Origin of the sequence: Chitinophaga filiformis (assembly GCF_900102545.1) — a bacterium.
GTDB lineage: Bacteria > Bacteroidota > Bacteroidia > Chitinophagales > Chitinophagaceae > Chitinophaga > Chitinophaga filiformis.
In genome coordinates, this window is sequence record NZ_FNBN01000003.1 from 873,667 (window position 1) to 899,368 (window position 25,702).

Annotated in this window: 19 protein-coding genes; 9 read left to right on the forward strand and 10 right to left on the reverse strand. The window is 45.5% G+C overall.

Annotation, left to right across the window (positions count from 1 at the left end):
• Positions 1-377 precede the first annotated feature (377 nt).
• From BLR32_RS15750 to BLR32_RS15770, 5 genes are all read right to left on the reverse strand, one after another.
• The gene (locus BLR32_RS15750) at positions 378-1,187 is read right to left on the reverse strand and encodes an SDR family oxidoreductase (protein ID WP_089833400.1); all 810 of its coding nucleotides are present in this window, start codon (positions 1,185-1,187) and stop codon (positions 378-380) included.
• A gap of 356 nt (positions 1,188-1,543) precedes the next feature.
• Complete coding sequence (locus BLR32_RS15755) at positions 1,544-3,502, reverse strand: Ig-like domain-containing protein (RefSeq protein WP_089833402.1); 1,959 nt, start codon at positions 3,500-3,502, stop codon at positions 1,544-1,546.
• 32 nt (positions 3,503-3,534) lie between these two features.
• Positions 3,535-5,979, reverse strand: coding sequence for a T9SS type B sorting domain-containing protein (locus BLR32_RS15760; RefSeq protein WP_089833404.1), 2,445 nt, complete (start codon positions 5,977-5,979; stop codon positions 3,535-3,537).
• Positions 5,980-6,261: 282 nt separating this feature from the next.
• Positions 6,262-6,561, reverse strand: coding sequence for a protease inhibitor I42 family protein (locus BLR32_RS15765; RefSeq protein WP_089833405.1), 300 nt, complete (start codon positions 6,559-6,561; stop codon positions 6,262-6,264).
• Positions 6,562-6,671: 110 nt separating this feature from the next.
• Positions 6,672-8,342, reverse strand: a complete 1,671-nt coding sequence (locus BLR32_RS15770; RefSeq protein WP_089833408.1) for a DUF8189 domain-containing protein — start codon at positions 8,340-8,342, stop codon at positions 6,672-6,674.
• Positions 8,343-8,973: 631 nt separating this feature from the next.
• Between BLR32_RS15770 and BLR32_RS15775 the strand changes: the two genes are divergently transcribed.
• From BLR32_RS15775 to BLR32_RS15785, 3 genes are all read left to right on the forward strand, one after another.
• Positions 8,974-9,324, forward strand: coding sequence for a hypothetical protein (locus BLR32_RS15775; protein ID WP_089833410.1), 351 nt, complete (start codon positions 8,974-8,976; stop codon positions 9,322-9,324).
• Positions 9,325-9,417: 93 nt separating this feature from the next.
• On the forward strand, positions 9,418-10,395 hold the full coding sequence (locus tag BLR32_RS15780; RefSeq protein ID WP_089833412.1) for a DUF2157 domain-containing protein: 978 nt from the start codon (positions 9,418-9,420) through the stop codon (positions 10,393-10,395).
• A complete protein-coding gene (locus BLR32_RS15785) occupies positions 10,392-11,561 on the forward strand; it encodes a hypothetical protein (protein WP_089833414.1) in 1,170 nt (389 codons plus the stop codon). The genes BLR32_RS15780 and BLR32_RS15785 overlap by 4 nt, the downstream gene beginning before the upstream one ends.
• A gap of 49 nt (positions 11,562-11,610) precedes the next feature.
• Here BLR32_RS15785 and BLR32_RS15790 read toward each other — a convergent pair whose 3' ends face one another.
• From BLR32_RS15790 to BLR32_RS15800, 3 genes are all read right to left on the reverse strand, one after another.
• Entirely contained in the window at positions 11,611-13,284 is a 1,674-nt protein-coding gene (locus BLR32_RS15790) for a C25 family cysteine peptidase (protein WP_089833416.1), read from the reverse strand.
• 355 nt (positions 13,285-13,639) lie between these two features.
• Positions 13,640-14,650: a fatty acid desaturase family protein gene (locus BLR32_RS15795; protein WP_089833418.1), complete on the reverse strand. Its 1,011-nt coding sequence runs from the start codon at positions 14,648-14,650 to the stop codon at positions 13,640-13,642.
• Positions 14,651-14,712: 62 nt separating this feature from the next.
• On the reverse strand, positions 14,713-15,621 hold the full coding sequence (locus BLR32_RS15800) for a lysophospholipid acyltransferase family protein (RefSeq protein WP_089833420.1): 909 nt from the start codon (positions 15,619-15,621) through the stop codon (positions 14,713-14,715).
• 209 nt (positions 15,622-15,830) lie between these two features.
• Here BLR32_RS15800 and BLR32_RS15805 point away from each other — a divergent pair, with 209 nt between their 5' ends.
• From BLR32_RS15805 to BLR32_RS15815, 3 genes are all read left to right on the forward strand, one after another.
• Positions 15,831-17,174 carry an alpha-L-fucosidase gene (locus BLR32_RS15805; RefSeq protein WP_089833422.1) on the forward strand — a complete coding sequence of 448 codons (1,344 nt, stop codon included), beginning with the start codon at positions 15,831-15,833 and terminating at the stop codon, positions 17,172-17,174.
• Between the two features lie 382 nt (positions 17,175-17,556).
• On the forward strand, positions 17,557-18,261 hold the full coding sequence (locus tag BLR32_RS15810; protein WP_089833424.1) for a hypothetical protein: 705 nt from the start codon (positions 17,557-17,559) through the stop codon (positions 18,259-18,261).
• A gap of 17 nt (positions 18,262-18,278) precedes the next feature.
• Complete coding sequence (locus tag BLR32_RS15815) at positions 18,279-19,199, forward strand: c-type cytochrome (protein WP_089833426.1); 921 nt, start codon at positions 18,279-18,281, stop codon at positions 19,197-19,199.
• 4 nt (positions 19,200-19,203) lie between these two features.
• On the opposite strand, the gene BLR32_RS33790 is transcribed toward BLR32_RS15815, so the two are convergent.
• Complete coding sequence (locus BLR32_RS33790) at positions 19,204-19,428, reverse strand: hypothetical protein (RefSeq protein WP_143011485.1); 225 nt, start codon at positions 19,426-19,428, stop codon at positions 19,204-19,206.
• Between the two features lie 790 nt (positions 19,429-20,218).
• Between BLR32_RS33790 and BLR32_RS15825 the strand changes: the two genes are divergently transcribed.
• The 3 genes from BLR32_RS15825 (at position 20,219) to BLR32_RS15835 (ending at position 23,227) form a co-directional block, all read left to right on the forward strand.
• Positions 20,219-21,115: a glycerophosphodiester phosphodiesterase gene (locus BLR32_RS15825; RefSeq protein WP_089834180.1), complete on the forward strand. Its 897-nt coding sequence runs from the start codon at positions 20,219-20,221 to the stop codon at positions 21,113-21,115.
• Between the two features lie 213 nt (positions 21,116-21,328).
• Positions 21,329-21,823 carry a hypothetical protein gene (locus BLR32_RS15830; protein ID WP_089833430.1) on the forward strand — a complete coding sequence of 165 codons (495 nt, stop codon included), beginning with the start codon at positions 21,329-21,331 and terminating at the stop codon, positions 21,821-21,823.
• 63 nt (positions 21,824-21,886) lie between these two features.
• Positions 21,887-23,227, forward strand: coding sequence for a DEAD/DEAH box helicase (locus BLR32_RS15835; protein ID WP_089833432.1), 1,341 nt, complete (start codon positions 21,887-21,889; stop codon positions 23,225-23,227).
• Positions 23,228-23,280: 53 nt separating this feature from the next.
• On the opposite strand, the gene BLR32_RS15840 is transcribed toward BLR32_RS15835, so the two are convergent.
• Positions 23,281-25,539, reverse strand: coding sequence for a sugar-binding domain-containing protein (locus BLR32_RS15840; RefSeq protein ID WP_089833434.1), 2,259 nt, complete (start codon positions 25,537-25,539; stop codon positions 23,281-23,283).
• Positions 25,540-25,702 lie beyond the last annotated feature (163 nt).

The following is a 25,702-nucleotide window of genomic DNA, read 5'->3' on the forward strand; positions in this document are numbered from 1 at the left end:
ATGCTGCCGGCCAGCTCCATATTATCTTCAATGAGCAGTGCTCTCATAGCAACTGCATAATTTGTTTTAAAGTTTGAAGGAACCTTGAAGCAATTATTTTTTTGATCGTTTTATAAAAAAAGAACCACTCGTCATACGTGGTTCTTTTTTACTGTCTTTTGTCCGTTGAGTACCTTCAAAAATTCGAATGTAAAGTTGGAAAGAATCCGGCTCGTTTTATTGTTTCATTCAAATGAATAGTTGTAAAATTCAAAGTTTTTTATGGCCGGAGCCGACCTGGTCACAAATAAAAAAAAGGCTGACTAATGCCGCAAGTGGCTATTAATCAACCCTGTATAAAGTATAGCAGTTCTTTGTCAGCGATTATGACCGTTCCTTTATTTTATACCATAATGGTCATTCATCAGTTTTGCAAACAGTCGGCCCGGGAGGATTGCCTTCAGTGTCGGCACAATGGTTTGTCCAAGGGCGCCTACCAGGTAGTTGTGAGCGGGACTGGATTTGCTAATGATCCTGGATATCTTTTGGGCAACAACATCCGGATGACTACCGTTTTGCTCGTCCCTTCCCATATTAACAACAGCAGTATCGAAGTCCTTATTCAGCTTCTCATTCACGATCGGGAACGGTAGCTTTTCGCGGTTGTCTGTAAAGGCAGTCTTGAAATCGCCCGGATTTACAACAGCCACTTTTACGCCGGTATACAGTAATTCCATACGTAGACTCTGTGAATAGCCCTCTACCGCAAATTTGGAGGCGCAGTACATACCCTGGTAAGGTAGTCCGAACAAACCTCCCAGGGAGCTTACCTGCACTATCAGACCGCTCTTACGCTCGATCATGCCGGGTAGAACAGCGCTGTTCACCCGTACCATACCGAAGAAATTTACTTCGAATTGCCTTTTGGCCTGTTCCACAGGTACGCCATATAATGGTCCTACAATGCCGTTACCCGCGTTGTTGACAACGACGTCGATATGTCCCTCGTTTTTGATGATCTCTGTTATAGCATTATTTACTGAAGTATCATCAGTAATATCCATTTGAAGCGGTTTGAAGGGAACGTCCTGAATACGTTTGATATCCCGGCTGGTGCCATAAACGGTGTGACCTTCTGCGGTAAGTGTCCTGGCAGTAGCTAAGCCCAGGCCTGTTGATGCGCCGGTTACAAGAATTACTTTTTTCATTTGTCAGATCGGATTCGAAACTTTTGAGTATTTATAAAGAACATCCGCAAAGGGATTGGTCCATAATGTGCCTTCCTGATGTTGTTTTTCTTAATATGAATGGTGGAGACGGTTCTACCGCTCTGCAAAATGTCCCCTGTAGTTCTTTTCGTTGTCTGCTCTGTGCCCGTATCCGGTATCAGTAATGGATCTGACGGCGCAAAGATGAGCAGAAAACATTTATCTCATTGTTAAATATTTACCGGGAAAGGTACTATCTTTTTTAGTAGTAAGAAATGGGCTATATAAAAAGAACGGGCATCCTTGAAGTATTACTACTTCAGGAATGCCCGGAATAAAACGGGTTTGTGGGAGGTTTATCGCAGGAGGTTGATGGCCCCTTTTCTTGTCAGTTGGGTCTTATTATTCAATGTGATCCTCACAGTATAAGTATATACGCCTGTTGGCTGTAGCTTACCATTATAGGTACCATTCCAGCCTGTCAGCTGATTGGTCTGGTAGATCAGTTCTCCCCACTGGTTAAACACCTTCATGTCAATAGCAGAGATAGTAGTGCCTTCCGGTTTGAAATAATCATTCTTGCCGTCGCCGTTAGGTGTAAATGCATTCGGGATAAATATTTCCCCTGGTTTAGGCTTAGCCGCGGCAAGGCCTGGTAAACTATTCTGACAGCTGATAGGCCCCAGAGCAATTACTTTGATAGAGATAGATTCCTGGTTGGTAATACCGCTCACTACGTGTGATGTGCCGTTGTTTCCGGAACTTGGTGTAATATAAGCACCGCCGTCTACGGAAACGATGTAACCTGTTGCACCGGGTACAGGGTCCCAGGTGAAAGTGACTCCGCTGGTAGTGATAGCTCCTGCTTTTACCACTGGTGTAACAGCCCGTTCAAAAGGCGTAACGGTCACCGCTGTTCTATCACTGCTGCAAGGGCCATTTACGGCTTCCACATACCAGGTAGTTGCTGTACTCACCGCCGGTGTGGTATAAGTATTTCCCTGTCCTTCCACATCGCCGCCGGATGGATATGTATACCAGTTGTAAATAAAAGGAGTGGTAGCGTTGTCTATTTTCAATACAGCAGTACTGTCAGGGCAGATGCTCTGTGCCGATACAAGTGGTGCTGCTGGCTTTTTGGTCACTGTCACTTTAATACTATCTATTACATGGCATCCATTCTGATCTTCGCCGATCAGTTTGAAAGTCGTGGTGGTGTCTGGCGTCACCGTGAAACTGGAGTCTGTGACATTGCCGGGTTCCCAGGTATAGCTTCTCATACTACCGCCTGTAGGGATTGCATACAGTTTGGTCGTCGTGCCGGAACAGATATTATCTGGTTTAGCCAGCGCCTTCAGGAGTATCATGGATTCCTCACTAACATCTGTTGTAAAATCCCACGGACAACCATTCGCATCTGTTACCGTACAGGTATAGCTGCCTGTTGGCAAATCTGTAGCTGTTTCTGTGGTTTGCACGGGTGTTGTGTTCCAGGAGTAGGTGAGCGGAAATGCACCACCGGTAGCTGTAATAGCGATACTACCGTCATTATTACCGCAGGTAGCTTTCGTTACATCAGAAGCTACAGTGACAGGCACATAAGCTTGTCCTGACACTGCCAGGAAAACTGCCCTGGATACGCCACTTGGCGCGCCGCTTACCAGATATTCTATCGTAATAGATGCAATGCTTTTCGACTGATTTTCACAGGCAGGAGCAATATCAATGCAATAGATTCGCGGATCGTTGCTGCTGAGTCCTTCTACATTATACGGTCCGGATGGCAGTCTTTGGATACGGCCATAGCTGTCGAACACAGGATTGATACCACCAAACCAGTCAAGAATGCTGGCCACGACCTGCGCTGATGTTGTGCCGTCTGTATAATTGAAAGTGATGCCCAGTGTACTGTTTTGTTCAGTGGAGAAGCACAACAGGCTTATCTTACTATATGCAGCCGGTGTGGTAAACGTCAGTGTGCCGGTACCGAGGGTATTGGTCACGCCGCCCAGTTTGGAAAGATAGAGCACATTACTGTCTGCATAATCGGCCATCTGATAGGTACGCAGCCCTGTAGTAAAAAGACCATCATTCGGTATACCTGCCTGCAAGCCATTGGTGGCAGCAAAATCAAATGTGTAAAGGATTTTTTGCTGGATGTCAAGTCCGGTAGTGGTTACAGCCTCGGCATTGGTACCTGTTTCAGCTACTCCGTCATTGTTGAAACCTGTTACGGCAATGGGCGTATAGGTTTGAGCGTATAACCTGCAGGCGCATATTACCAGCATGGAGGCAACAATAAGAACACGTTTCATTCAATTGTATTTTTGGTTGATACTAAATTTTATTATCGTAGCAGCGCTACCCATCCTGTGTAGGGCTTTTCATCTGCTGCTGTTTTGATGACATAATAATAAGTGCCTGCCGGCAATAGTCTGCCTCCACGCGTGCCGTCCCAGGGAGTATAACCGATACCTGTGAACACGATTTGGCCCCAGCGGTTATAGATCTCTGTTGTAGCGGCAGGTCTTGCTTTCAATCCATCTATGCTCCAGCGGTCATTGATGCCATCTCCATTCGGACTGAAAGCATTGGGTATTTCAAGTACCAGGTCAGGTACAATGATGTACCACGCATGACTGATACTATCTGTACAGCCTATTTCATTCTTTGCATACAATGTTACTCTGTAACTACCGGGCAACTCATACTTATGCTGTGGATCTTCAACTTCGGAGAGCGTTCCATCTCCGAAATCCCAGTTATACGCTGCTGCAAACTGTGAGGTGTTGTTAAAAGTGAAGGTGCCGTTCTTGAATTCTACCGGATAATTTGTTCCCGGTGCAGCAGTGAACGCCGCAACAGGAGGAGGCAGTATACTGATCAAAGCCGTTTTGGTAACACTTGTTGAACACTGTCCCTGTGCAATCGCCTTTAATGTAACAGTGTATGTGCCGGGGGTATTGTAACTATACACTGGATCAGTATCACCTGTCTGGTAACCGTTTCCGAGCGACCATTCATAGGTGTCTGCTTGCTGTGAAAGGTTATCAAAACTGATCTCTGTTGGTGCACAACCTGTAATAAGATCTGTTGTGAAATCAGCTACCGGCATGGGAATAGCAGTTATTGTAACAGGAGTAGCTGTATCGGCGCATATATTATCCTGAATGATCAGACTGACTGTGCCGCTTCGCTGATAGGTAACGGTATAAGGCCCGAAACCGCTGCCGCTTTGTACTGTGCCACCGCCCCAGTTCCAGACGGGAGTGGCGTTACCAGCGTAAGTGCCTGTGAAGTTGATGGTAGTGGTTTCACCTGCGCATACAGGTGTTTTGCTGACAGAGAAACTGGCTGTAGGCGGCTGTGACACCATGATAGAATGTGTAGCGATATTGGACACACAGCCATCTTCCGTTACCTGCAACTGTACCGGGTAAATACCTGCCGTATTAAAGCGTATATCATACGGACCTGCACCTGTACCATTTTGTACAGTGGCGCCCGAGAAATTATGCCAGTCGTAGGTAGCAGCAGCTCCCGCTGTACCTGTGAATGTCAGCGTATGGTTGGTGCCCAGGCATACTACATCTGGCAGTACAGAGAAGTCGGCAACAGGTGTAGGTTTAACAGCAACTTCCACGGTGTCTTTTAACTGGCAGCCGAAGGCATCCTGTGCGGTAACAATATAAGATGTTGTATCTGTCGGACTGACGGAGACTGTACTGCCGGTAGCGGGGCCTGGCGTCCATGAATAATTAGTTGCAGCACCGCCCGTTGCTGTCACTGAAAGAGTGGCTGTTTCTCCTGCACAGATCTTAGCGGGGCTGGCTGCTGCTACAAGTTTTACAAGTGACAACTTATCTACAGTATCTGTAACAGCAGTGATGCAATTGTTCCCATCTTTAATTGATAACGTGTAAAAGCCTGCCGCCAGCCCCGTAGCAGTAGGCGTGGTCTGTACAGGAGTAGTATTCCAGGAATAGCTCAAGGGAGCAGTACCGCCGCTTGCGGTTACCGCAATACTGCCGTTCGCACCTCCGCAGATGGCATCTGTAACAGTGTGGGTATACGTAAGCGGTGTATACTGTACGCCGGAAAGCGCCATGATCAGTGCTCTGGAGCTGATATTAGGCCCCTGTATATAGAGAAAGGAAACAGACCTGATCAGTTTTGACTGATCAGCGCAGGGAATATTAAAGTCAAATGCGTACATCCGTGGATTAGAAGGAAGGCCATCTACAGTAGGGAAGGTGGTGGTGCGCGTCAGCCTGCCCATACCACTGAATATAAACGGTGTTCCGAAAAACCAGTCTTTGATCTGCAAGGTGCCCGCATTAGCGGATGTACCATCAGTATAGTTCAATGTCACGGTGACGGTACTATTATTTTCTGTACCAAATGCCAGGATGCTCAACTTGCTGAAACTGGCAGGAGTGACCAGGGTAAGCGTGCCTGCAGGCAGGGAGTTAGCAACGTTTCCGGCGGCAGAGAGATATAAGGCATTCAGGCCGGTGTATGGATTCATCTGGTAGGTGCGGGTTCCGCTGACAAAGGTGCCGGAGTTGATAATGCCTCCACCGATTCCATTCGTTGCTGCAAAGGCCTGCGAATGCAGAATATGGTTACTACCGTCTATTACGGTAGAGGTAACAGCGACGGCATTAGTGCCTGCTTCAGCTACGATGTCGGCATTGAACCCGGTAACAGGTACCGGTGTATAGGTCTGCGCAGACAATAACTGTATGCCGGTATGGATGAACAATAGGGTAATTGTAAAGATGCGCTTCATGAACGGTCATTATAGATTTCGGTCTTTTATAGATTTTACTAAGCTCAATGAATTGGCAGGGTATAGGCTTATAGCCATGTACAATGCCGGAGGCCCCTGAAGGAAGCTTCCGCCAGCAACAGTTAACTTTCACCAGTAAATACTTATGGAGAAGAAAAAAGGGTGGGTACAGGGATATATATTTTTTATTTAAATAGTTAAAACGGTTAAGGGATAGGCTGTTTTTACAGCTACCGGGTTCTAAAGAGGGGCATTTTTATGGGAGTTGGATTTAGAAAATAATCAGGTAACAGTTATTTCCAATCTTCTGGCATTAATGGGCTGACCTTCTTTTTCCCATATGCGCCTTTGTTCAAAGGTAACGCTTGCATGCCCCGGGGCCTTTCCGTTAATGACAAAGGCCTCTTCATTACTGGTGCCTACGTCCTGCCGGAAGGTATCCACCGCATGATCGTAAGGTCTTACATCAACACAATTGGTATTACTGCTTTGGTAGAACCATTGGAATCCCGCAGTTCCAAGACCAGGGAGAACAACAGTGAGGGATGTCCCTGCTTTTATTTCTTTAGCCTCGCTTTCCATAGTTTAAGGTTTTTAATAAAATGCGAATTACAGTCACTATGCTTAAGTTCCGGCAATCATCGGGCCAGAAGATGAGATAGTTAACCGTAATTCGCAGTTATGAGTGCTATTTATACGTACCATTTATGATACATAGCCGAATCGGTGCCTTGCACGAAGCAGTCGAGTCGTCCGGCTGCCCATGAAGATACGCCTACATCAGAGGAGAGGATACCTCCGAGGTTTTCGTCTCCGCTCCATTTGGCGCCATCCCACCATTTGTGCATCATATTGTAGGTTTGTCCGGGGAAGAATACATCTATCCTGTTAGCCCCCCATGATACAGCAGCAGGACTGCCGAACATATTAGACTGCAGGTCTTCCCATCCGCTCCATTTGGTATCAAACCATTTGTGCCAGAGGTGATTGTTCAGGCCGCGTGCAAAACAATCCAGTCTGCCTGGCGCCCAGGAAGATACTGCTGGTGCAGAATTGATAACACCTCCAAGGTCTTCCCATCCATGCCATGCACCATTCCACCAGAGATGCCACATAGAAGAGTTCATGCCTCTGGCGAAGATGTCGATGCGGTTTGGTCCCCAGCTTACGCAGGCTGGTTCGGAAGATAACAATCCGCCGAGATCTTCCCATCCGCTCCATCCACCCTGATACCATTTGTGATACAGGTGATGGTTGAGACCCAGGGCAAAGATGTCCAGACGTCCGGATGCCCATGAGCAGATAGCAGGAGCTCCCTGTATTTGTCCGCCGAGAGATTCCCAGCCATTCCAGGAATTACCATTCCACCATTTGTGATAAACAGCAGAATCCATACCGCGCACCACTACGTCGATGCGGTTTGGTCCCCAGGAAACTGCATTAGGTCGGGATGATAATAATCCGCCCAGGTTTTCATATCCGTGCCATCCATGTTGTGGCGCAGGAAGTTTAATACCACTGGCAGTCCAGAATGGGAATTCTGTATCTATACCGGCTTGTCCGTAAGCGATTTTAAAGAATCCTCCTTTACCCCATCCGGTGCCCCAGGAGTTCTTACAGATCCAGCAATGTTCTGTTTCTGAATAACCGATTACTGTTACGCAGTGCAGACCGTAATCTGAACCACTGACATGTTTGTACACCCCATCTGCATAAGAGAAGAAGTCTTCGTACACATGCATAACAGCAGAGCAGGGACCGTTGTTGGAAAGATAGTTTTTCCTTTCGGTGATATTGGCAATGGTAGTAGAGTTAGTGATCTTTACTGCTCTTGCATCACGGTTAGGACCGACTTTACATGTAGGAGGTTGTTTCCAGATATTGTTGTCCGGGAAAGCTGTTTCATAAGGGAAACATGCTTCATCCGGAATACCCCTTGATTTAATCTGGCTGAAAGCATCAGTAGGCCACCATCCTCCGCAATTTGCGCCATGCGAAGAACAGAAATGGAGGTCTGCTTCTGAGAGATTGAGCAATTGTCCTTTTTCAATGGACGCCATTGCTTCTGTAACTGAGGTAGTGCAGAATGAAACGCAGGAGCCGCATCCACCCTGATCTTTCACGGGGGTGATATGGTTACCGTTGCGGTTGCGCCAATCCACCTCCTGTGCAAAATTGGCAACTGGAGCAGCAGCGGCGCGCTTGTTCATAACAGCGGCAAGTTCCTCAGTGTTTACAATTACACCCAGCAGGGCTTTTTGCTGAGGATCGGGCAGTTGGGAAACAGTTGTTTCTCTTGCCTGCCACTGGGTATCGGCCTTCTGAAGGTCGGCTACCAATTCTGAGATCTTGATCTTAGACATTTGAATGGTATTAGTTTGGAGTGAACAGAATAACGATCCGAAATTCAATGCTGAATTTAGCAGTAAGTAAAAGTGCCAAAGAAATGCACGTGCAGGATTTACCGTTGATGTTGTTACATCATCATCTTCACAAAAGAGACATTAAAATGTGTTGCCAGTCTGGTGGTCCCGATAGAGAAAGAAAAAAATAAGGTTCTTGAGGTGCTTTTTTACGTAATAAAGTGGAATACTTCCATGCTTGCGATGACAAATCTATATGATTGTCAGAAGTTTTAAAAATATATTTTAACATGCTAACGATTGCAGGAAAATAAAATTTATTCATTGTATAAATATGTGGTATCGTCGGAATGCTATAGTAAACACGTGATATAAATCATACGCATGTAGATGAAAAAAATAAATACTTATTAACCTGCAATTAACTAAATCCTGTAAATTGTTTTTTAAACTTGTGTACAATTATATTGTATGTGATGTATATAAATACCATTGTTTGTAAGATGAAGAACTGATTAACCATTGTTCCCGATTTCCTCTTACATCATTAATCATAGTTTCCTGAACAGTTTGCCTGTGGCGGTGTTTGGCTGTTTAATCGTTCGTGAATGTTGAAATAAAAACTATCCATATGGAGAATTCAGTAGTAAAAAAGAAACCAAAAGCACGTAAACCTAAACGCAGTAAAGCGTACCTTTTTTCACCCAAGGTGATAAATGGAAAGGATAGGCAGTATGTATTTAATTTCCCTTTACTTTCTGTAATGACAAAAGAGAATGGTCAATACATGATTGAGAATGACATGCTTGCTATTATCGGAGTTGGAAGAACCCGTGCAGAAGTTGCACAGGATTTTGCCGATGTGTTTGATGATATCTATCAGTGGTATAACGAGCTTCCCGAAGATCAACTCACTCCCAAAATGCTGCGAACAAAAACGATTTTAAACAACACGATCAAAAGCGTCATTGTTGCTCCGTAATGTGCAGAGAAGTAGCTGAAAACAGGTATTTTGATATTTATTCCTTGCTGATGTGAAGTTATTGTTATACTTTTTCACATCATTTCGAATGTTATGGATATTGACTTGTTTGAACAACTTCAAAAAGAGGGAACTATCTCCGCTGCATCAGCAGAAAAAGTACGCACCATCACAACAAGCAGGCTTTTCTCTGTACACTGGGAGCTAAAGACCATCCTGTACCTGGGCGTTTTGTTACTAAGCGGAGGCTTGGGAATATTGATTTATAAGAATATCGATACCATAGGTCATCAGGCTATTCTGCTGGCGATAGCATTAGCTTGTGGCGGTTGTTTTTATTATAGCTTCCGCCATAAGCTACCTTTCTCCAGGGAGAAAGTACCTGCGCCAAACAGCTTTTTCGACTATATCCTGCTATTAGGTTGTTTGCTGCTGGTCACCTTCATCACCTATCTGCAGGTACAGTACAATGTGTTTGGCACCAGGTATGGTGCCGCTACTTTTATCCCGATGCTGGTGTTGTTTTTCTCAGCATATTACTTTGATCATCTCGGAGTATTGAGTATGGCAGTTACCAATCTGGCTGCCTGGATGGGCGTAACGGTGACGCCGCTTCAGCTGTTAAGTAACAATGACTTTTCCAGCTATACACTTATATACACCGGACTGGTACTGGGGGCTTTGCTGATAGTAGCGGCTTTATTGAGCCACCGTTTACAGTTCAAAGCCCATTTTTCATTTACCTACAGCAATTTCGGTACACATATTTTCCTCATTGCAAACCTGGCGGGCATGTTTGCCGCATATGACGGACCGTATGGATTATGGTTCCTGTTGTTAGTTGCGGCAACCATTTTCTTCTATAGTCAGGCGATGAAACAGCGTTCCTTTTATTTCGTGTTGATCATTACATTATATGCTTATATAGGATTGAGCTTTATCGTAGTCAGGTTGTTGATGGCGACAGGAAGTGAGGGTGGCATTTACGCCGGACTATTGTATTTCATTATGTCTGGCATAGGTGCTATTATATTGTTGATTAACGTTAATAAAAAACTGAAGACAGCATGATCGCATATAACAGTCAGTCATTGGATAACCTGTATGTACAGGAACAGGCGGAAATGGCAAAGAGGGTAGACTGCATTACAGCAGAGGAGTATAACGCCATCATTACCGCACATCCGGCAGTTCTCTATACACCTAATCCCTACATGCGTGTCGGCATTTTTATACTGACAGCCATTATCCTGCTATTTTCTTTTGGATTTTTTTGCCTGTTGTCAATGTCGGGAGGAGAGAGTGCTTTTACCTTCCTGTGTCTTCTTTTCGGCGCAGGGTCTTATGCATTGGCTGAGTACATGGTACGTGAAAAGAAACATTATAAATCCGGCGCTGACGCTGCTTTGATATGGGGCGCAGGTATCTTTTTACTTTCGGCATTGGGCATTGCAACCGATGCTGATGCACCTGTATGGGTATGGAGTTGTGTGGCACTGATGCTATCACTCTTTTTTGTATTGCGCTTTGCGGATGTCAGTATGAGCATTGTAGCGCATTTATCTTTGCTGGGCCTGATCTTTTCCGGATGTGAAAAACTGGGGAGTATTGCGAAGCTGATTATCCCGTTTGCGATTATGCTGGCATCAGCAGGTGTATATTTTCTTTCGGTAAAACTGATAGCAGTACATACATACCGGCATTATAAAAAATGTTTGCAGATGTTGCAGGTCTGTGCACTGATCACGCTTTATATAGCCGGCAACTATTTCGTTGTAAGGGAAGTAGGCAATGAAATGTTCCATATGGATCTTCACCCCGGCCAGGATATTCCAGGAGGATGGCTCTTCTGGATACTGACTGTTATGTTGCCATTGATCTACATTTACGCCGGCATCAGGAAGAAAGACAGGATACTGATCTGTACAGGATTGTTGCTGATTGCCGGTATTGTGTATACAATCCGTTATTATCATAGTGTGGCTCCACTTGAAGTGGCAATGACCCTGGGTGGCCTGATGATGATAGGCATCGCTTATGCACTGATCCGTTATCTTAAAACACCGCGTCATGGTTTTACAGAAGCATCTTCGGACGAAAGACATGCAATGGAAGCATTACAGATAGAATCGCTGGTAATTGCACAAACCATGAGCCATGCTGCTACCCCACGGCCAGATCAGTTTGAATTTGGCGCTGGTTCAGGTGGCGGTGGAGGGGCTTCGGGCGATTATTAACAGGTGACCGCCCGGTCAATAGAGCGGCCACCTGCTTTGTGGTGTATCATCAGACGGTGAAACGGAAATAAGACCATTCAGACCAGGAACAATAACGGTCGCCTACTTTTGCTCTTACGCGCCAGCGTCCTGGTTGGGCGCCTACGAAATTATGAGTGAAGGTAGTGCCGGTAATGTTGTGGTATACGCCAAAACTGCGGAAAGATTGAGCCGCCCACTGACCGGCAGTGATAGCGCCAAAGGCGTCTATTTCCAGTGAGTAGGTAGCTCCCGGTATATTCACCGGCGCCCAACGAAAGGTCATCGTGCGTGGATAGTGATTGAACACTGATCCATCAGCAGGTTCCTGCAATCCTGGTACCGCTCCTTTCCACCAGGTAAGGGTAGGATCTCCCAATATACTCATACCATAGAACCATTGTCTTTCACCCAGGTCATGATCTGCACCACGGGCCTGCCACCATTGTGTAAGCGCAGATCCTATGCAACTACCTTTGCCAATAGGTTCATAAAAATCTGCAAAGAACAGCATGGAGCCTGTTTTAGTACTACCTACTACGGTCAGTCCCATATTCGTTTCTCCACCGGTTTTATCGAAGATATACCAGCCACCGAGGTAGTCACTTTCAGTGAAGCGTGCTGTGCTACAGCAGAACAGGTTAAAGAAATTAGCGTTTGGACAACGCTCATCCCGGAAATAAGACCTGTCGATCCACTCCGTAGTGCCCTCCGCCGGAATCCGGAAGGAATGTACATAAGGGGATGAATGGGAGCATAATTGTACAAAGGAACGGGTCCTGTTAATTTCGGTCTTGTACAGATCTGCATCTGTAATGTCAGGATTGGTGTATTTCGTGATATAGGCAGAAGGAGTCATCAGGTCCATTTCGCAATCGTCAAAACCGGTCCAGTCGTCTTCCACATATGCCAGAGCAGAGCGGGAGTGCCCCAGTGAGCCTTTACGGAACAGGTGATTGCGGTCAAAATAGTTGTTGATCAGCGCTACGTCATTGCCGTTTAATGTAGGCGTCCAGATACGCCCCACCCAGATCTCAGGCGTTACATTTCCGCTTACTGCGTTATACCTGCCATCTCCGTCGGCATCTGTCCAGGTACCGTTGGTATCCATGTAGAAAAGATCGCAGGGGAACTCCGCATGTGCGCCGTAAAAATCGTCATCCATTTCAAACCATGCTACCGGAATAGCACCCACCATCACAACACCGGCAGGAGCTTTGTCGCGGATATAGTTCCTGATATAGGCGGGTTTACCTCCGTGTACCACATGGATGGTTGCCCAGAAGCCATCCCGGCCCAGGTCCAGTACATAACGGTGGATACGGTCCTGCACCTGTGTAAAGATACTGGCGTGCACCATTACCAATACCTTCCCACGGGTAAACCGGAGCTTGTTATAAGTATTAAGGTAGCTTTCTCCAGCAGGATAAGAGGGGCGGGCCTTTTCTTCAATGAGAGGTTTCAGCTCCAGGAAGTTCTTGTAGCGCAACAGGTAGTCGTTGTAGGTTTGCAGCTGTATGTTTTCTTTGTCAGTCAAGCGCAGGTTACGGACACTTTTATAAGCCTGTCCGAGTTTATAGTTACGGCCCACAGCTTCAAGGTTGAAGATGGTCCTGTCCTGTACAACCTGAGTACGGATATGCTGCAGGTCAATAAGTGCCTGCTTTTCATCTGCTGATGTTTGGTTTTTCTTTTCCTTTGACATTTTGGGGTTATTTTGGTTGTTAATGATGAAAACAAAGGTAAGATGTTGAAATGGAGTCGATTAGGTAGGAAATACGTGTTTTCAGCGTATTTATACCTGAAATGAAATTGTATGGCAGCGGCTGGTTGGGGCTCTCTGGTCCTACATCAGGCCTGCTGTTCTATAGCGATGACTATAGAACAGCCTATAATCCTATGCTACGGAGCCTATAGGTTAAGGTCACACTATAGTCGTATCGAGTACATACTAAGACGAGACCTATCCGCGTGAGACATATCTCGCTCAGACTTACTTTGATCCTGGATACATAAGGGAAGGTTCCCTTCCAGGCAGAAAATGGTGGCAAAAGATGATATTAGACAGCCATTGCGCGTACTCGTGCAGGCTGAGTCTGTAATTGTCTGATAGTGATCATTTTATTAACCTCCGGGCTCCAGATCTTCAGTTTCAGGCACGCCAGAATGGCCTTGGGAGACAGGGAAGTGGTCTTCGCCTGTTGTAGTTCAGGAATAGCCGCCATTGCTTCTGGCAGGCGGTAAAAAGGTATACGGGAGTTCAGGTGGTGAATGTGATGGTAGCCGATATTGCCGGTTACCCATTTCCAGAAGGAATTCATGCGCATATAGCTGGAAGACGCCATAGCTGCATTGTCATGGCACCAGCCTTCTTTATCCCTGAAGGTCACGCCAGGGAAATTGTGCTGTGCGTAAAACAGGTAAGCGCCAATAGCGCAGGCGATGAAAAATGGTATGATTAACAGCAGCAGGAGGCTAACCCAGCCCATAAAAACAACAATCAGTGCACCGGCGGTGAAATGTAACACCAGTGCCAACAGGGAATCCATATGCCGGGAAGGGCTGCTGGTAAATGAACGTAGGCTCATACCTACCATAAACATGCTGATATAGCCGAACAGGATGGTTACCGGATGACGGGCAGCCAGGTAAGAGCGTCTTTCAGCAGGAGTGGATTCCAGGAATTTCTGCTGTGTCATTATAGGAAAAGAACCAATGCTGGCCGTGAACAGTTTGGAATTGTGCGCATGATGATAGTCGTGCGAGCGTTTCCAGATGCTGGCGGGAGCCAGTATAAACACCCCGAAGGCGCTAAACAATACTTTTGCCGTTTTAGATTGGTAAAGAATTGTATGATGCTGATAATCATGATAGATCACAAACATCCGGACAATTACCAGTCCTGACAATATACTGCAAAGAATACGTAAAAGCAGCCAGGGAAGGAGGGCGGTGCCTGCAAAAAGTCCAGCCAGTATCACCGCAGTGGAAAGGGTATAGTACCAGCTTTTCCAGCGGGTCTCTTTCGCATATGGTTTTGTAGCAAGGATCAGTTGTTTTCCTGTTAGCATTGGTTCAGTAAGTAATAAATGTGTAGGTGTAAATTTTATTGGTATAGGATAGTTGTTGCTGATCAGACGGCGGCTACCTGAGGAACAGCTGGCTGTTTGGTAGCTTCAGGCCGTTTATGTTTCCATCTTCTATGGCTCCAGAGCCAGAATTCAGGATGAGCGCAAATGTCATGCTCCAGTGCCTGCGTATGAGCCGTGGTAATCTCTCCATCTTTAGTAGATGCCGGTTCATCAAAGAGGGTGCGGGCGGAAATCTCGTAATAGCCGCGTTTTACACGCTGTACCTGTACATATACTACCGGATAGTTCATTTTGCGGGCGATCTTTTCCGTTCCCTGGAATACGGGAGTGTCCTGGTTCAGGAAGGTTGTCCAGTAAGCGCTGTTGGGCGCGGGTGTCTGGTCGGCAATAAAAGCAGTAGCGTCCAGCTCACTTTTATGTGCCACCATGTCGCGGAAAGTATCTTTCATGCTGATAAGACCGGTACCAAAACGGGTACGCATGCGGTACATCAGTCCATTGAAATATTTATTGCTGAGTGGATGATAAACCACATATAGGTGGTGTTTCCCCTGCAGACTGAAAGTATTACCTGCCCATTCCCAGTTGCCGTAATGCCCCATGACGATCATAATGCTACGGTTTTCGGCCGCATAACGGTCAAACAGTGCCTGTGCCTCCGGCGTAAGCTTACAGCGCCTGATGGCAGCAGCACGGGAAATAGTCAGTGTTTTGAATGTTTCCAGCAGCAGATCGCAGAAATAGCGGTAAAAACGGCGGCGGATCTGCTCAATCTCCTTTGCGGATTTATCGGGGAAAGCGTTTTGCAGGTTTTGAAGTACTACCTTTTTACGATAACCAATTACATAATACAGTAAAAGGAACATTACGTCACAGACGCCGTAAAATAACGGGAATGGTAACAGGGATATAAGATAGATAAACGGTAATACGATATAATAAGTCAGCATTGGTTCAAAAATACAAATTAAAAATTAATATAAAACAATGCATTTTAGTTGTATATGCAGTAGAAATCTGTTTCAATTGTATCGAAACTGAGTTTCAATTGTATCATTAACGGATATTCGTCTTTTAACCCCTATCCGCTTACCGGATTTTGCTTGTATTTGCTGGCATTTCTCTGTATTATTATTGCTCATGCAAATGTGAACCAAAAATGTTGAGACGAATTTTACTGGCAGTTTCCTGTCTTCTCGTGTGTATAAGTATCAACGCACAAAAAACAGCCAACGATCCCGCGAAAGAAAAATGGTTTATGGACCTCGGATTGGGAATGTTCATTCACTGGAGTGTGGATGTACAGGTCGGCGCTGTGATCAGCCATTCTATGGCGGGCGCTTCTGACGATTACCTGGAACGTTTTACGACAGAATTACCCAAAACATTCAATCCGCACAAGTTCAACCCGGACGATTGGGCGGTGCTGGCGAAACTGGCAGGTATGAAGTATATCGTCTTCACGGCTAAGCATCATTCCGGCTTCTGTATGTGGGATACCAAAACGACGCCTTTCAACATCATGAATACCCCTTTCAAAAAGGATGCGACCCGCGCCATCTTTGATGCTTTCCGCAAACAGGGGATCGCTATTGGTGTTTATTACTCTCCCGAAGACTTCTATTATCTCTATAAGCATAAAATGCCTATCGGCAGAATGCAGTTGCCACAACATTTCCCGGAAAAGAATCCCGGTCTGATGGCGTATGATAAATCGCAGCTGAAAGAACTGCTGACAAACTACGGTAAGATCGATTTTATCTTCTTTGACGGGCCAGCCGAAGGACTGAAAGAATACGCCTGGGAACTGCAGCCGGATATTGTAGTGACCCGCGGACAAATGAACACACCTGAGCAGGAGCTGCCAGATGCTATCATGCCTGGTCCATGGGAGGCCTGCTTTACCATGGGCACCGACTGGCAGTATAAACCTACCAATGATCCGCAGAAATCAGGTACAGAAATGATCAATATGCTGATAGAAACCCGTGCAAAAGGTGGCAATCTTTTGCTGAATGTTGGTCCAAAACCGGACGGAGAGATCCAGATAGAACAGGAAGCCCTGTTGCGAGAACTGGCACTCTGGAACCTGGCGAACGGAGAGGCGATACAAGGCGTAAGGCCCTGGCGTATCGCGAGGGAAGGCAATATATGGTTTACCCGCGGAAAAGATACCAGTACTGTATACGCATTTGTGCCTGGTGGAAAAGACTGGAAATATGGCGAAAGAAAGGACCTCGTGATCCGTACACTGGAAGGTACACCGCAAACCAAAGTGTCTATCCTTGGGTATGCCAGTGAACTGGTAGAGTATAAGGAAGGGTTTGATGCGGGGATTTATTCGCAGTCAACGCCTGTGGGGCTACTGATCAGTGCTGTGAACGGACAGCGTTTTTATACTGACAGAAAATGGCCCAACCCTGTAGTGATAAAAATAGAAAATGTCAGATACAGACCCGTATCCGCAAATTATAAACAGAGTACCATTGATGGTGCAAAGTAGGAAGCGCATATTCCCCGCAGGGCTACATCAGCGAGATATGTAGTGCTGCGGGAATTTTTATAATACTATCGGCATAGTATATACGTTGCGTTATTTTCGATGCAGATCAGCCTCTTCTGTTGATATGATAAATGGTATATTGAACACTAAATCCACACGGTAATATCCGCATAAATGAATGATGCCCCGGCATTTATGCAGTCAGGCTGCCGGTGCTAAAATATTTTTAGTTTAATCAAAGTTCCCTATTTTTGTCTTACTATTCACATCTATCCTAGCTTCACATGTAACCGACCGTATTTCAGAAAAGCGACGTAGCCTGTTCCCCAAAGCAGCTATGTTATCCTTTTGCCGCAACAGGAGTTATCTAAATACTGCTGATATGGAAAATACAGACAAAGAGCTGTTCACGAACCGCCGTGACTTTTTGGGTAAGATGATGCTGGGTGCAACTGCACTTAGTTTACCCTCATTCGGAGCGTTGCCGCTGTACGCTGCAACGCCAGCTGCCACTGTTACTTCAGGTAGTGACGATCCTGAGGCCTGGATCAACAAGATCAAGGGAAAACACCGCCTCGTGCTGGATGTGCCTGAGCCGCATGAAATATTTCCATTTGCATGGGCGAAAGTCTTCCTGTTGACGAATGAGGCGACGGGTGTGCCTGAAAAAGACTGTGGTGTGGTTGTCGTATTACGGCACGATGCTATTCCTTATGCCATGAAAGATGAGCTATGGGCGAAGTATAAGTTTGGCGAGGTATTCAAAGCAAATGATCCTCTTACAAAAGCTCCTGCAACAAGGAATCCTTTCTGGCAGCCGAAAGCGGGCGATTTTAGTGTTCCGGGCATAGGTAATGTGGCTATTGGCATCAACGAACTGCAGGACAGTGGCGTCATGTTCTGTGTCTGTAATATGGCACTGACAGTCTATAGCGCTATTGTAGCCCAGCAGATGGGGACACAGGCTGAAGATGTTAAAAAAGAATGGATCGCCGGATTGTTACCTGGTATACAGATAGTACCCTCCGGTATATGGGCCATCAGTCGTGCACAGGAGAAGAACTGCGCTTATTGTTTCGCCGGTTGATCCGTTAATCATCACCTATGCGACTTCTTGTGATGATGCTGTTCGCCCTCTGGACAGTAAGTGTGATTGTCATGCCCGTGGCCTGCAGGAAGGGGAAGGCGTATTGGATACCCCCTGATACCGCTGATATTCCAGCTACTGCAGCCGGTGAACTGATCTTATATGGCCGGGAACTGATAGTGCATACCGCCGTTTACCTTGGACCATCCGGAAAGGTGGCCAATATCAGTAATGGCATGAATTGCCAGAATTGTCATCTTGAAGCGGGGACGAAATTCATGGGAAATAATTATGCTGCTGCGGCAGCAAACTTTCCCCGTTTCAGGGAACGCAGCGGGACTATAGAGTCGCTGGAAAAAAAGGTCAATGATTGTCTCGTCAGAAGTCTGAATGGCAGTCCGCTGGATAGCAGCAGCCGGGAAATGAGTGCAATGATAGCCTATATCAAATGGCTGGGAAAAGATGTAGCTAAGGGATATAGACCTCCCGGTAGCGGTATTAAAGAATTGCCTTACCTGGAAAGAGCGGCTGATACACTAAAGGGCAGGATAGTCTTTGAGCGTGAATGTGTGCAGTGTCATGCTCGTGACGGAAATGGGAAATATGATTCCTCGGGAATAAATTATTTATATCCGCCTTTATGGGGACCGCATAGTTATAATTCTGGCGCTGGCATTTTCAGATTGACGAAGTTAGCGGGGTATGTAAAAGCGAATATGCCTTTCGGTAACGCATATCTAAGTGAAGAAGAAGCGTGGGATGTTGCAGCGTTTGTCAATTCCCAGTCAAGACCTGTTAAAGTGTTTGAAGGTGACTGGCCTTTGTTATCCACCAAACCTGTGGATGTGGCGACAGGGCCTTTCCCTGATACGTTCTCTGTTTTGCAGCATAAGTACGGGCCATTTGGCCCGATCGTACAGAGTAGGAAAAAGAAATAACCGTTTAGGTACGGTTATTTCTTTTTCGTTCTTCCTGTTGCTCGAGTAAAATATCAATGATTGGTTTGGGTTGAAATTTATCCTCTACAACTCCCCATAGATACATTTTTCCTCGTATGCCCTCTACGGGGATCATATCTCTGGCATGCACGCCTCCTGGATAACCGTATTTCAAATGGTCGACCAGGTCATCATCGATCTCTTTGTATTTTGGTTTCTTCCACCACATATATGATTGGTTTTAGTAAAACTACTTAAATTATTAACTGCTTCTTTTTTAAGGATGATCTTTTTTTCGAAATTTATTTCCTGCCAAATGCAGTATAGATAGGGAATGCAAGCTATGATTGCAAAACGAAAAGCGCGATTGTAAAATAACATTTTGCGGTTTAGTTTCAACTTATTCGTAGAGATAGCTTTTTCAAGTTCTGTAATGTAATAGTTTTTAATCAAGGCATCAGATTGGGCGGGTGGAATACCTCCTGCTTCAAAGAATTGCTTGATCCTCCTATAATATACATTAGGTGCGACTAGGATATGTAATGCTCCTGGTGATAGAAGCATGATTGAATTGACAATAGAAACGATGAAAAGAATACAAAACAAATAGAATGAACAATAGTATGACCAGTGGCATAGCTTTGTACCAAAAAACAATGTCTGAACGAGTGGTATCAGAAAAATGCAGAATGCAGAATATATTACCAGTAATGTCGTAAACCGCTCGACACTCTTCTGATGAAGATTTGCATACTGCTCCAACCGTTGTTCGTTGATCTCAATAATGTAATCAAGATTATAAAATGATTTATTCCCCATAATTAATAATTAACAAACCAATAAATAAAATTCAGGGGAATTGAAGCGAAGGTGTACGCCGTAAACAGCAGTCTCAAAAATAAGGACATTTTGTACACCAAAATGAACTTACAGAAAACTATCTGAGAATTCTCTTAACATTTATATAATTTTAGTTTTCTCCTTTTAAATACCAACTTGCTTTGCATAACAGGATTATGATGAAACGTACTTTTCTTTTAGCAGCAATGATAGCAGCAACCGCACATGCTTCCGCCCAACAGAAAACAGATGTACAGGCACATCGTGGGGGAAGAGGGCTAATGCCGGAAAACACTATTCCAGTCATGTTACATGCCATTGATCTTGGTGTCAGAACATTGGAGCTGGATTGTGTGATCTCTTCAGACAATAAGGTAGTAGTGTCGCACGATGTATTTATGTCCTCAGCATTTGTCCGGAAACCTGACGGCTCAGATATTAAAAAAGAAGAGGAGAAACAGTACGCATTGTACACAATGACCTACGACAGCATCCGTAAATATGACGTAGGGACGAAACCGCATCCGCAATTTCCGGAGCAGGTGAAAATGAAAGCATATAAACCCCTGCTGGCAGATCTGATCGATAGCGTGGAAGCCTATGTGAAAAAGCATCATCTGAAGCCGGTATATTATAACATCGAGACGAAATGTTCTCCTGACGGAGATAATAAATACCATCCAAAGCCAGACGTGTTTGCCAAAATGGTCATGGATGTGATAAAGAAAAAGAAGATCGCTGACAGGGTCACCATACAGTCTTTCGACGTACGTACATTGCAGATAATCCACAAAACGGATCCTAAGCAAACGCTGGCGCTGCTAATCATGAATAAGGAAACTTTTGCCACTAATCTGGAAACGCTTGGATTCACACCTGCTATTTATAGTCCTTACTATTTAATGGTGACACCGGAACTTGTAAAGGAAGCACATGATAAAAAAGTACAGGTGCTACCGTGGACTGTGAATGAGGTGAGTGACATGGAGAAGATGATGTCTCTCCATGTAGATGGGATTATTACAGATTATCCGGACAGACTGGTAAAGGTAGCTGGAAGCTATCAGGGGAAATAAGAAGCTATCGGCAACAACAGGAAAGGGGGCTTTTAAAGCCCCTTTTTGATGTAGATAAGTTGTTCAAATGATTGATTTTCATAGATGATTCGGTGTTTCGGAGAGACTGTTAGCCCCCAAATGGACGATCGGGATAAGTTCTGTATAACTAAACGAGGGGTGGGAGTAATATATATCTTTAAGTTTATATATTTGTCATTAAATATTTCTTTAATGGCATTCCGTGGGTTTCTTCCTTATATCGGCATTGTTGTGGGGTTTGGTGTAATCTACTGGTTAACAATGATGATACCCAACAATATCTTATACCTTGGTTTCAAGAGCAGTCTGCTGGAGGCAGACAGGAAGACTATTTACCAGGAACACATTTTTACTTATGGCCTTAGCCTGGTCTTGATGTTACTGAATCTCGTGGAACTGTTATCCTCTAAAGAAGACCATTACTGGTTACGGATCATAAAATCCCTGCTGACAGTGATCTTCGCCTATGTGGCAGGGGCGGTGGTTTTTTTGTTGATGAATACACAGGAATGGAATATGTACCTGTATGCCAGGGAGATCCCCGCCTGGATATTCTGTTGCATTAGCCTGGCCATGACCATTGGAATCCTGTTGGTTTTGCAGCTATTGAGCCCCATACTCCGGGCAAAGGCCGGTACGGCTTTCCTGGAAGCTTATCTCCCTTCCTGGCTCCGTTTTGACAGATAATGCCCGCCCAATAATGAATGTGCAGGATTAGCAGTACCTTTGCCGTTCATTTTTATCTGAATTATGACTTTTGAAGAATTAAACCTGAGCAGGCCTTTATTGAATGCATTGAGTGATCTGGGATATACGACGCCCACCGTCATTCAGCAGAAGGTATTCTCAGTGGTGATGTCGGGATCGGATGTATGCGGAATAGCCCAGACCGGTACAGGAAAAACTTTTGCTTACCTGCTGCCCTGTTTGCGACAGTTTAAATTTTCCAAAGAACGTTTTCCGCAACTCCTGATCGTCGTGCCTACCCGCGAACTGGTGGTACAGGTGGTGGATGCCGTAAAACAGTTAACGCCCTATATGAGCGTGGAAGTAGCCGGCTTTTATGGAGGTGTGAATATGAATCCGCAGATGGACATTGCGGCAGGTAAACTGGATGTGGTGGTAGCTACCCCAGGGCGTCTGGTGGATATTGTGTTAAGCGGTACCCTGAAACTGAAGGCCATCAAAAGAGTCGTGATAGATGAAATGGATGAGATGCTGAATCTTGGCTTCCGTCCACAGATCCAGCATATTCTTGACCTGCTGCCGGCAAGACGGCAGAATCTGCTTTTCTCCGCTACCATTACTGAAGAGGTGGAGCAACTGATAGAGACGCATTTTAATTTCCCCGTGACCGTGGAAGCGGCTCCTGTAGGAACGCCACTGAAAAACATCAGTCAGACTGGTTACCATGTCCCTAATTTTTATACAAAAGTGAACCTGCTGGAGTTGTTGCTGGAGAGGGACAGCTCCATGACGAAAGTCCTGATATTTGTGGCTACCAAAGAAATGGCCAACGAGCTATACGAACAATTGGAAGCTAAATATCCTGAAAAGGCAGGTGTGATCCACTCGAACAAAGAACAGAACCATCGTTTTAATACGGTGAAAAGGTTCAAAGATGGCACCTACCGGTTTATCATTGCTACAGATATTATCGCGAGAGGGCTTGACATTGCAGAAGTATCACACGTTATCAACTTTGATACACCGGAAGTGCCAGAAAACTATCTGCATCGTATAGGGAGAACAGGCCGTGCCGATAAAAATGGTAACTCAATTATCTTTATCGCAGACAGGGAGAGGGACCGTCAGGAAAAGATAGAGGCGCTGATGAACTATCAGATCCCTATATTGCCCCTGCCGGAAGACCTGGTGATCTCGGATGTATTGACAGATGATGAAAAGCCGGAAGTAAAGATGAAGAACTTCCTGATAAAATTACCTTCCAGGGAAGAAGCAGGGCCTGCATTCCATGAGAAATTGGCGAAAAATAAAAAGGTGAATGTGAAGATCTCTCACGCGGACAAGATGAAGAAGAAGTATGGCAAGCCCAAAACAAGAGGAGCGAAACCTAAAAGGAAAAAATAAAGAAAAGGCGTTCAGCATCAGCGAACGCCTTTTTTATTGTGAGCTAGTGTATGTTAGGGCCAGGTATTTTCGCCTTTCTGCATTTTATCCATCACCACCTGGTAATCGGGTTGTTCACTTTCAGGCGCCAGTACAACTGCCTTATCCATCCATTTCAAAGCCTCTTCTTTGTTTCCCAGTTTATATAACAGATTGGCATAAGTACTCATTGTAAAGGAGTTCCTTTCCATATCTACGGCCTTTTCCATCCATTTTAAAGCCTGATGCAGCAAAGTAGTGTCATTGGTGCCTTCAAAAACCTTCTTTGAAATGCTGCTGATCTTAGCCGGAGAGAAACTGGTACCACCGTTGCGGAGGTAATCCGTCAGGGTATCTGTTAGTATTTTATAGTTCCCTGTCTTCTTTACATCAGCATCCATTTCCAGCAATGCAAGGAACTGCCGGCGATGTGGATCGGGTATGGAAGTAGTATCCGCATTTTTTAATGCGAGAGTTGGTAACAGCATTTTACTGCGTTCTTGGGCGGTGAAAGGGGCATGGAGCCGGCGTAATGTTTCCAGCGGTACTTTTACGACTTCTCTGTCGTACGTAATAAGACCATTTTCTTCTATTTCCACATCAAATGGTTCGGTATAGATAGAACCTGATTGTCCTGCGGTTTCGTAGGTCTTCAGACGTTTTACCATAGAAGCGTATTTATCAATCATCTCGGAAGGTGTGATCTTGACATATCCCCATCCGGCAGCGGCATTCCATTGATGGCCTTTAACCGGTACGCCTACGCCTCCCCATTCTCCCAGTACCCTGGCTTTGCCGGGGAGGGCAGGAGCAATCCCTGGACCGGGGTAGTCGTGTATATCAGCAAGGTCGCTGTTAGCCCATTTGCCTGCAAGGTCCTGCGGACCATCCTTACCATAGTTTTCACCGGTATGACCATTGATGAGCCGCGTATGATCCCTTTGCTGTAACCATTGCGTAAGGCGGGGCTGATCGTACGTGTACCATCCTTCATTGAACAACACCCAGCAGATGATGGACGGATGATTATACAGCTGGTTAACATTGGCTTCATTCTCAACTTCAAAAGCTGCTTTGGCATCCGGTTCCAGGCTGGCGCAGGTGACCATGTCCTGCCATACCAGCATGCCCAGTTTGTCTGCATGATAGTACCAGCGGGCCGGTTCTATTTTGATATGCTTACGGATGGTATTGAAACCCATTCCTTTGATAGCCGCAATGTCGAACCGGAGTGCTTCATCGGTGGGAGCAGTATAGATACCATCCGGCCAGAATCCCTGGTCAAGCACACCGAGATTGTATGTGTATTTGTTATTGAGGAATATACGTTCCTGTCCCTGGTCGTCTTTCTTTACTTCTATTTTCCGCATACCGAAATAAGACTTCACTTTATCCTTTACAGCACCGTTTTTTACCAGTCTGACAGAGAGGTCGTAAAGAAAAGGATCTTCGGGGCTCCAGAGATGGGCATTACGCAAGGGGAGTTTCAGTGGCTGATTGGCAGGACCTTTTACAGAACCTGCCATCTTACCGTTTGTACTGGCGATGGCTTCAATTGTATAATCTGTTTCACCTGAGGTATGAACCGTTAAAGACAGATGGTCTTCATCTACCTCAGGAGTGATCATCAGGTCTGTAATAGCGATAGCCGGAACAGTTTCTAACCATACGGTCTGCCAGATACCTGTAGTAGCGGTATAGCGGATCCCTTTGGGAGCAAGCACCTGTTTTCCATGTGGATTAGGCCCCTGATCGGTAGGATCATAGACATCGACTACCAGTTCATTCCGGCCGTTGACGAGGAGGGAAGTGATATCAAAAGAGAAGTTTTGATATCCACCTGCATGCTGGCCTGCTTCTTTACCGTTCACATATACCTTAGTTTGCCAGTCAACCGCGCCAAAGTGCAACAGTATCCTTTCGCCTTCTTTTGTAGCCGGACGGTCAAAGCTGCGTTTATACCAGAGCTGCTGGGTGGGTAGAACAGGCTTTTTGACACCTGACAGGGTCGACTCTACCGGGAATGGTACAAGGATCTCCCCATCAAAGGAAGAAGGCTGTTTTGCGTCTTTGTCAGTGATGGCATACTGCCATAGTCCGTTTAGATTGACCCATTGTTCACGTACCATTTGAGGACGTGGGTATTCAGGTAACACCCTGGCCGGATTGACCTGTTTCGCCCAGCGGGTCTGTATGGCTATAGGCTGCATCTTCCAGGAAGACTGGCTATGGCTGTCGGCGTAAAGCAAGCAGGAAAAGCCAGACAGCAAAAGGGTTTTTGCAAAACGTTTCATTATAAAGTGCAGGTGGTTTAAGTCTGGCAATATAACTGAGCATGCGGCAATACTGCCGCAGTGCAGAAGTTATATCGGCCGGTTGGGAAATATTCCGTGGTTGCACTGGTAATGAAATCGTAACATCATTTCTTCGAAAAGTATTGGTGTAATTCCACCTTAG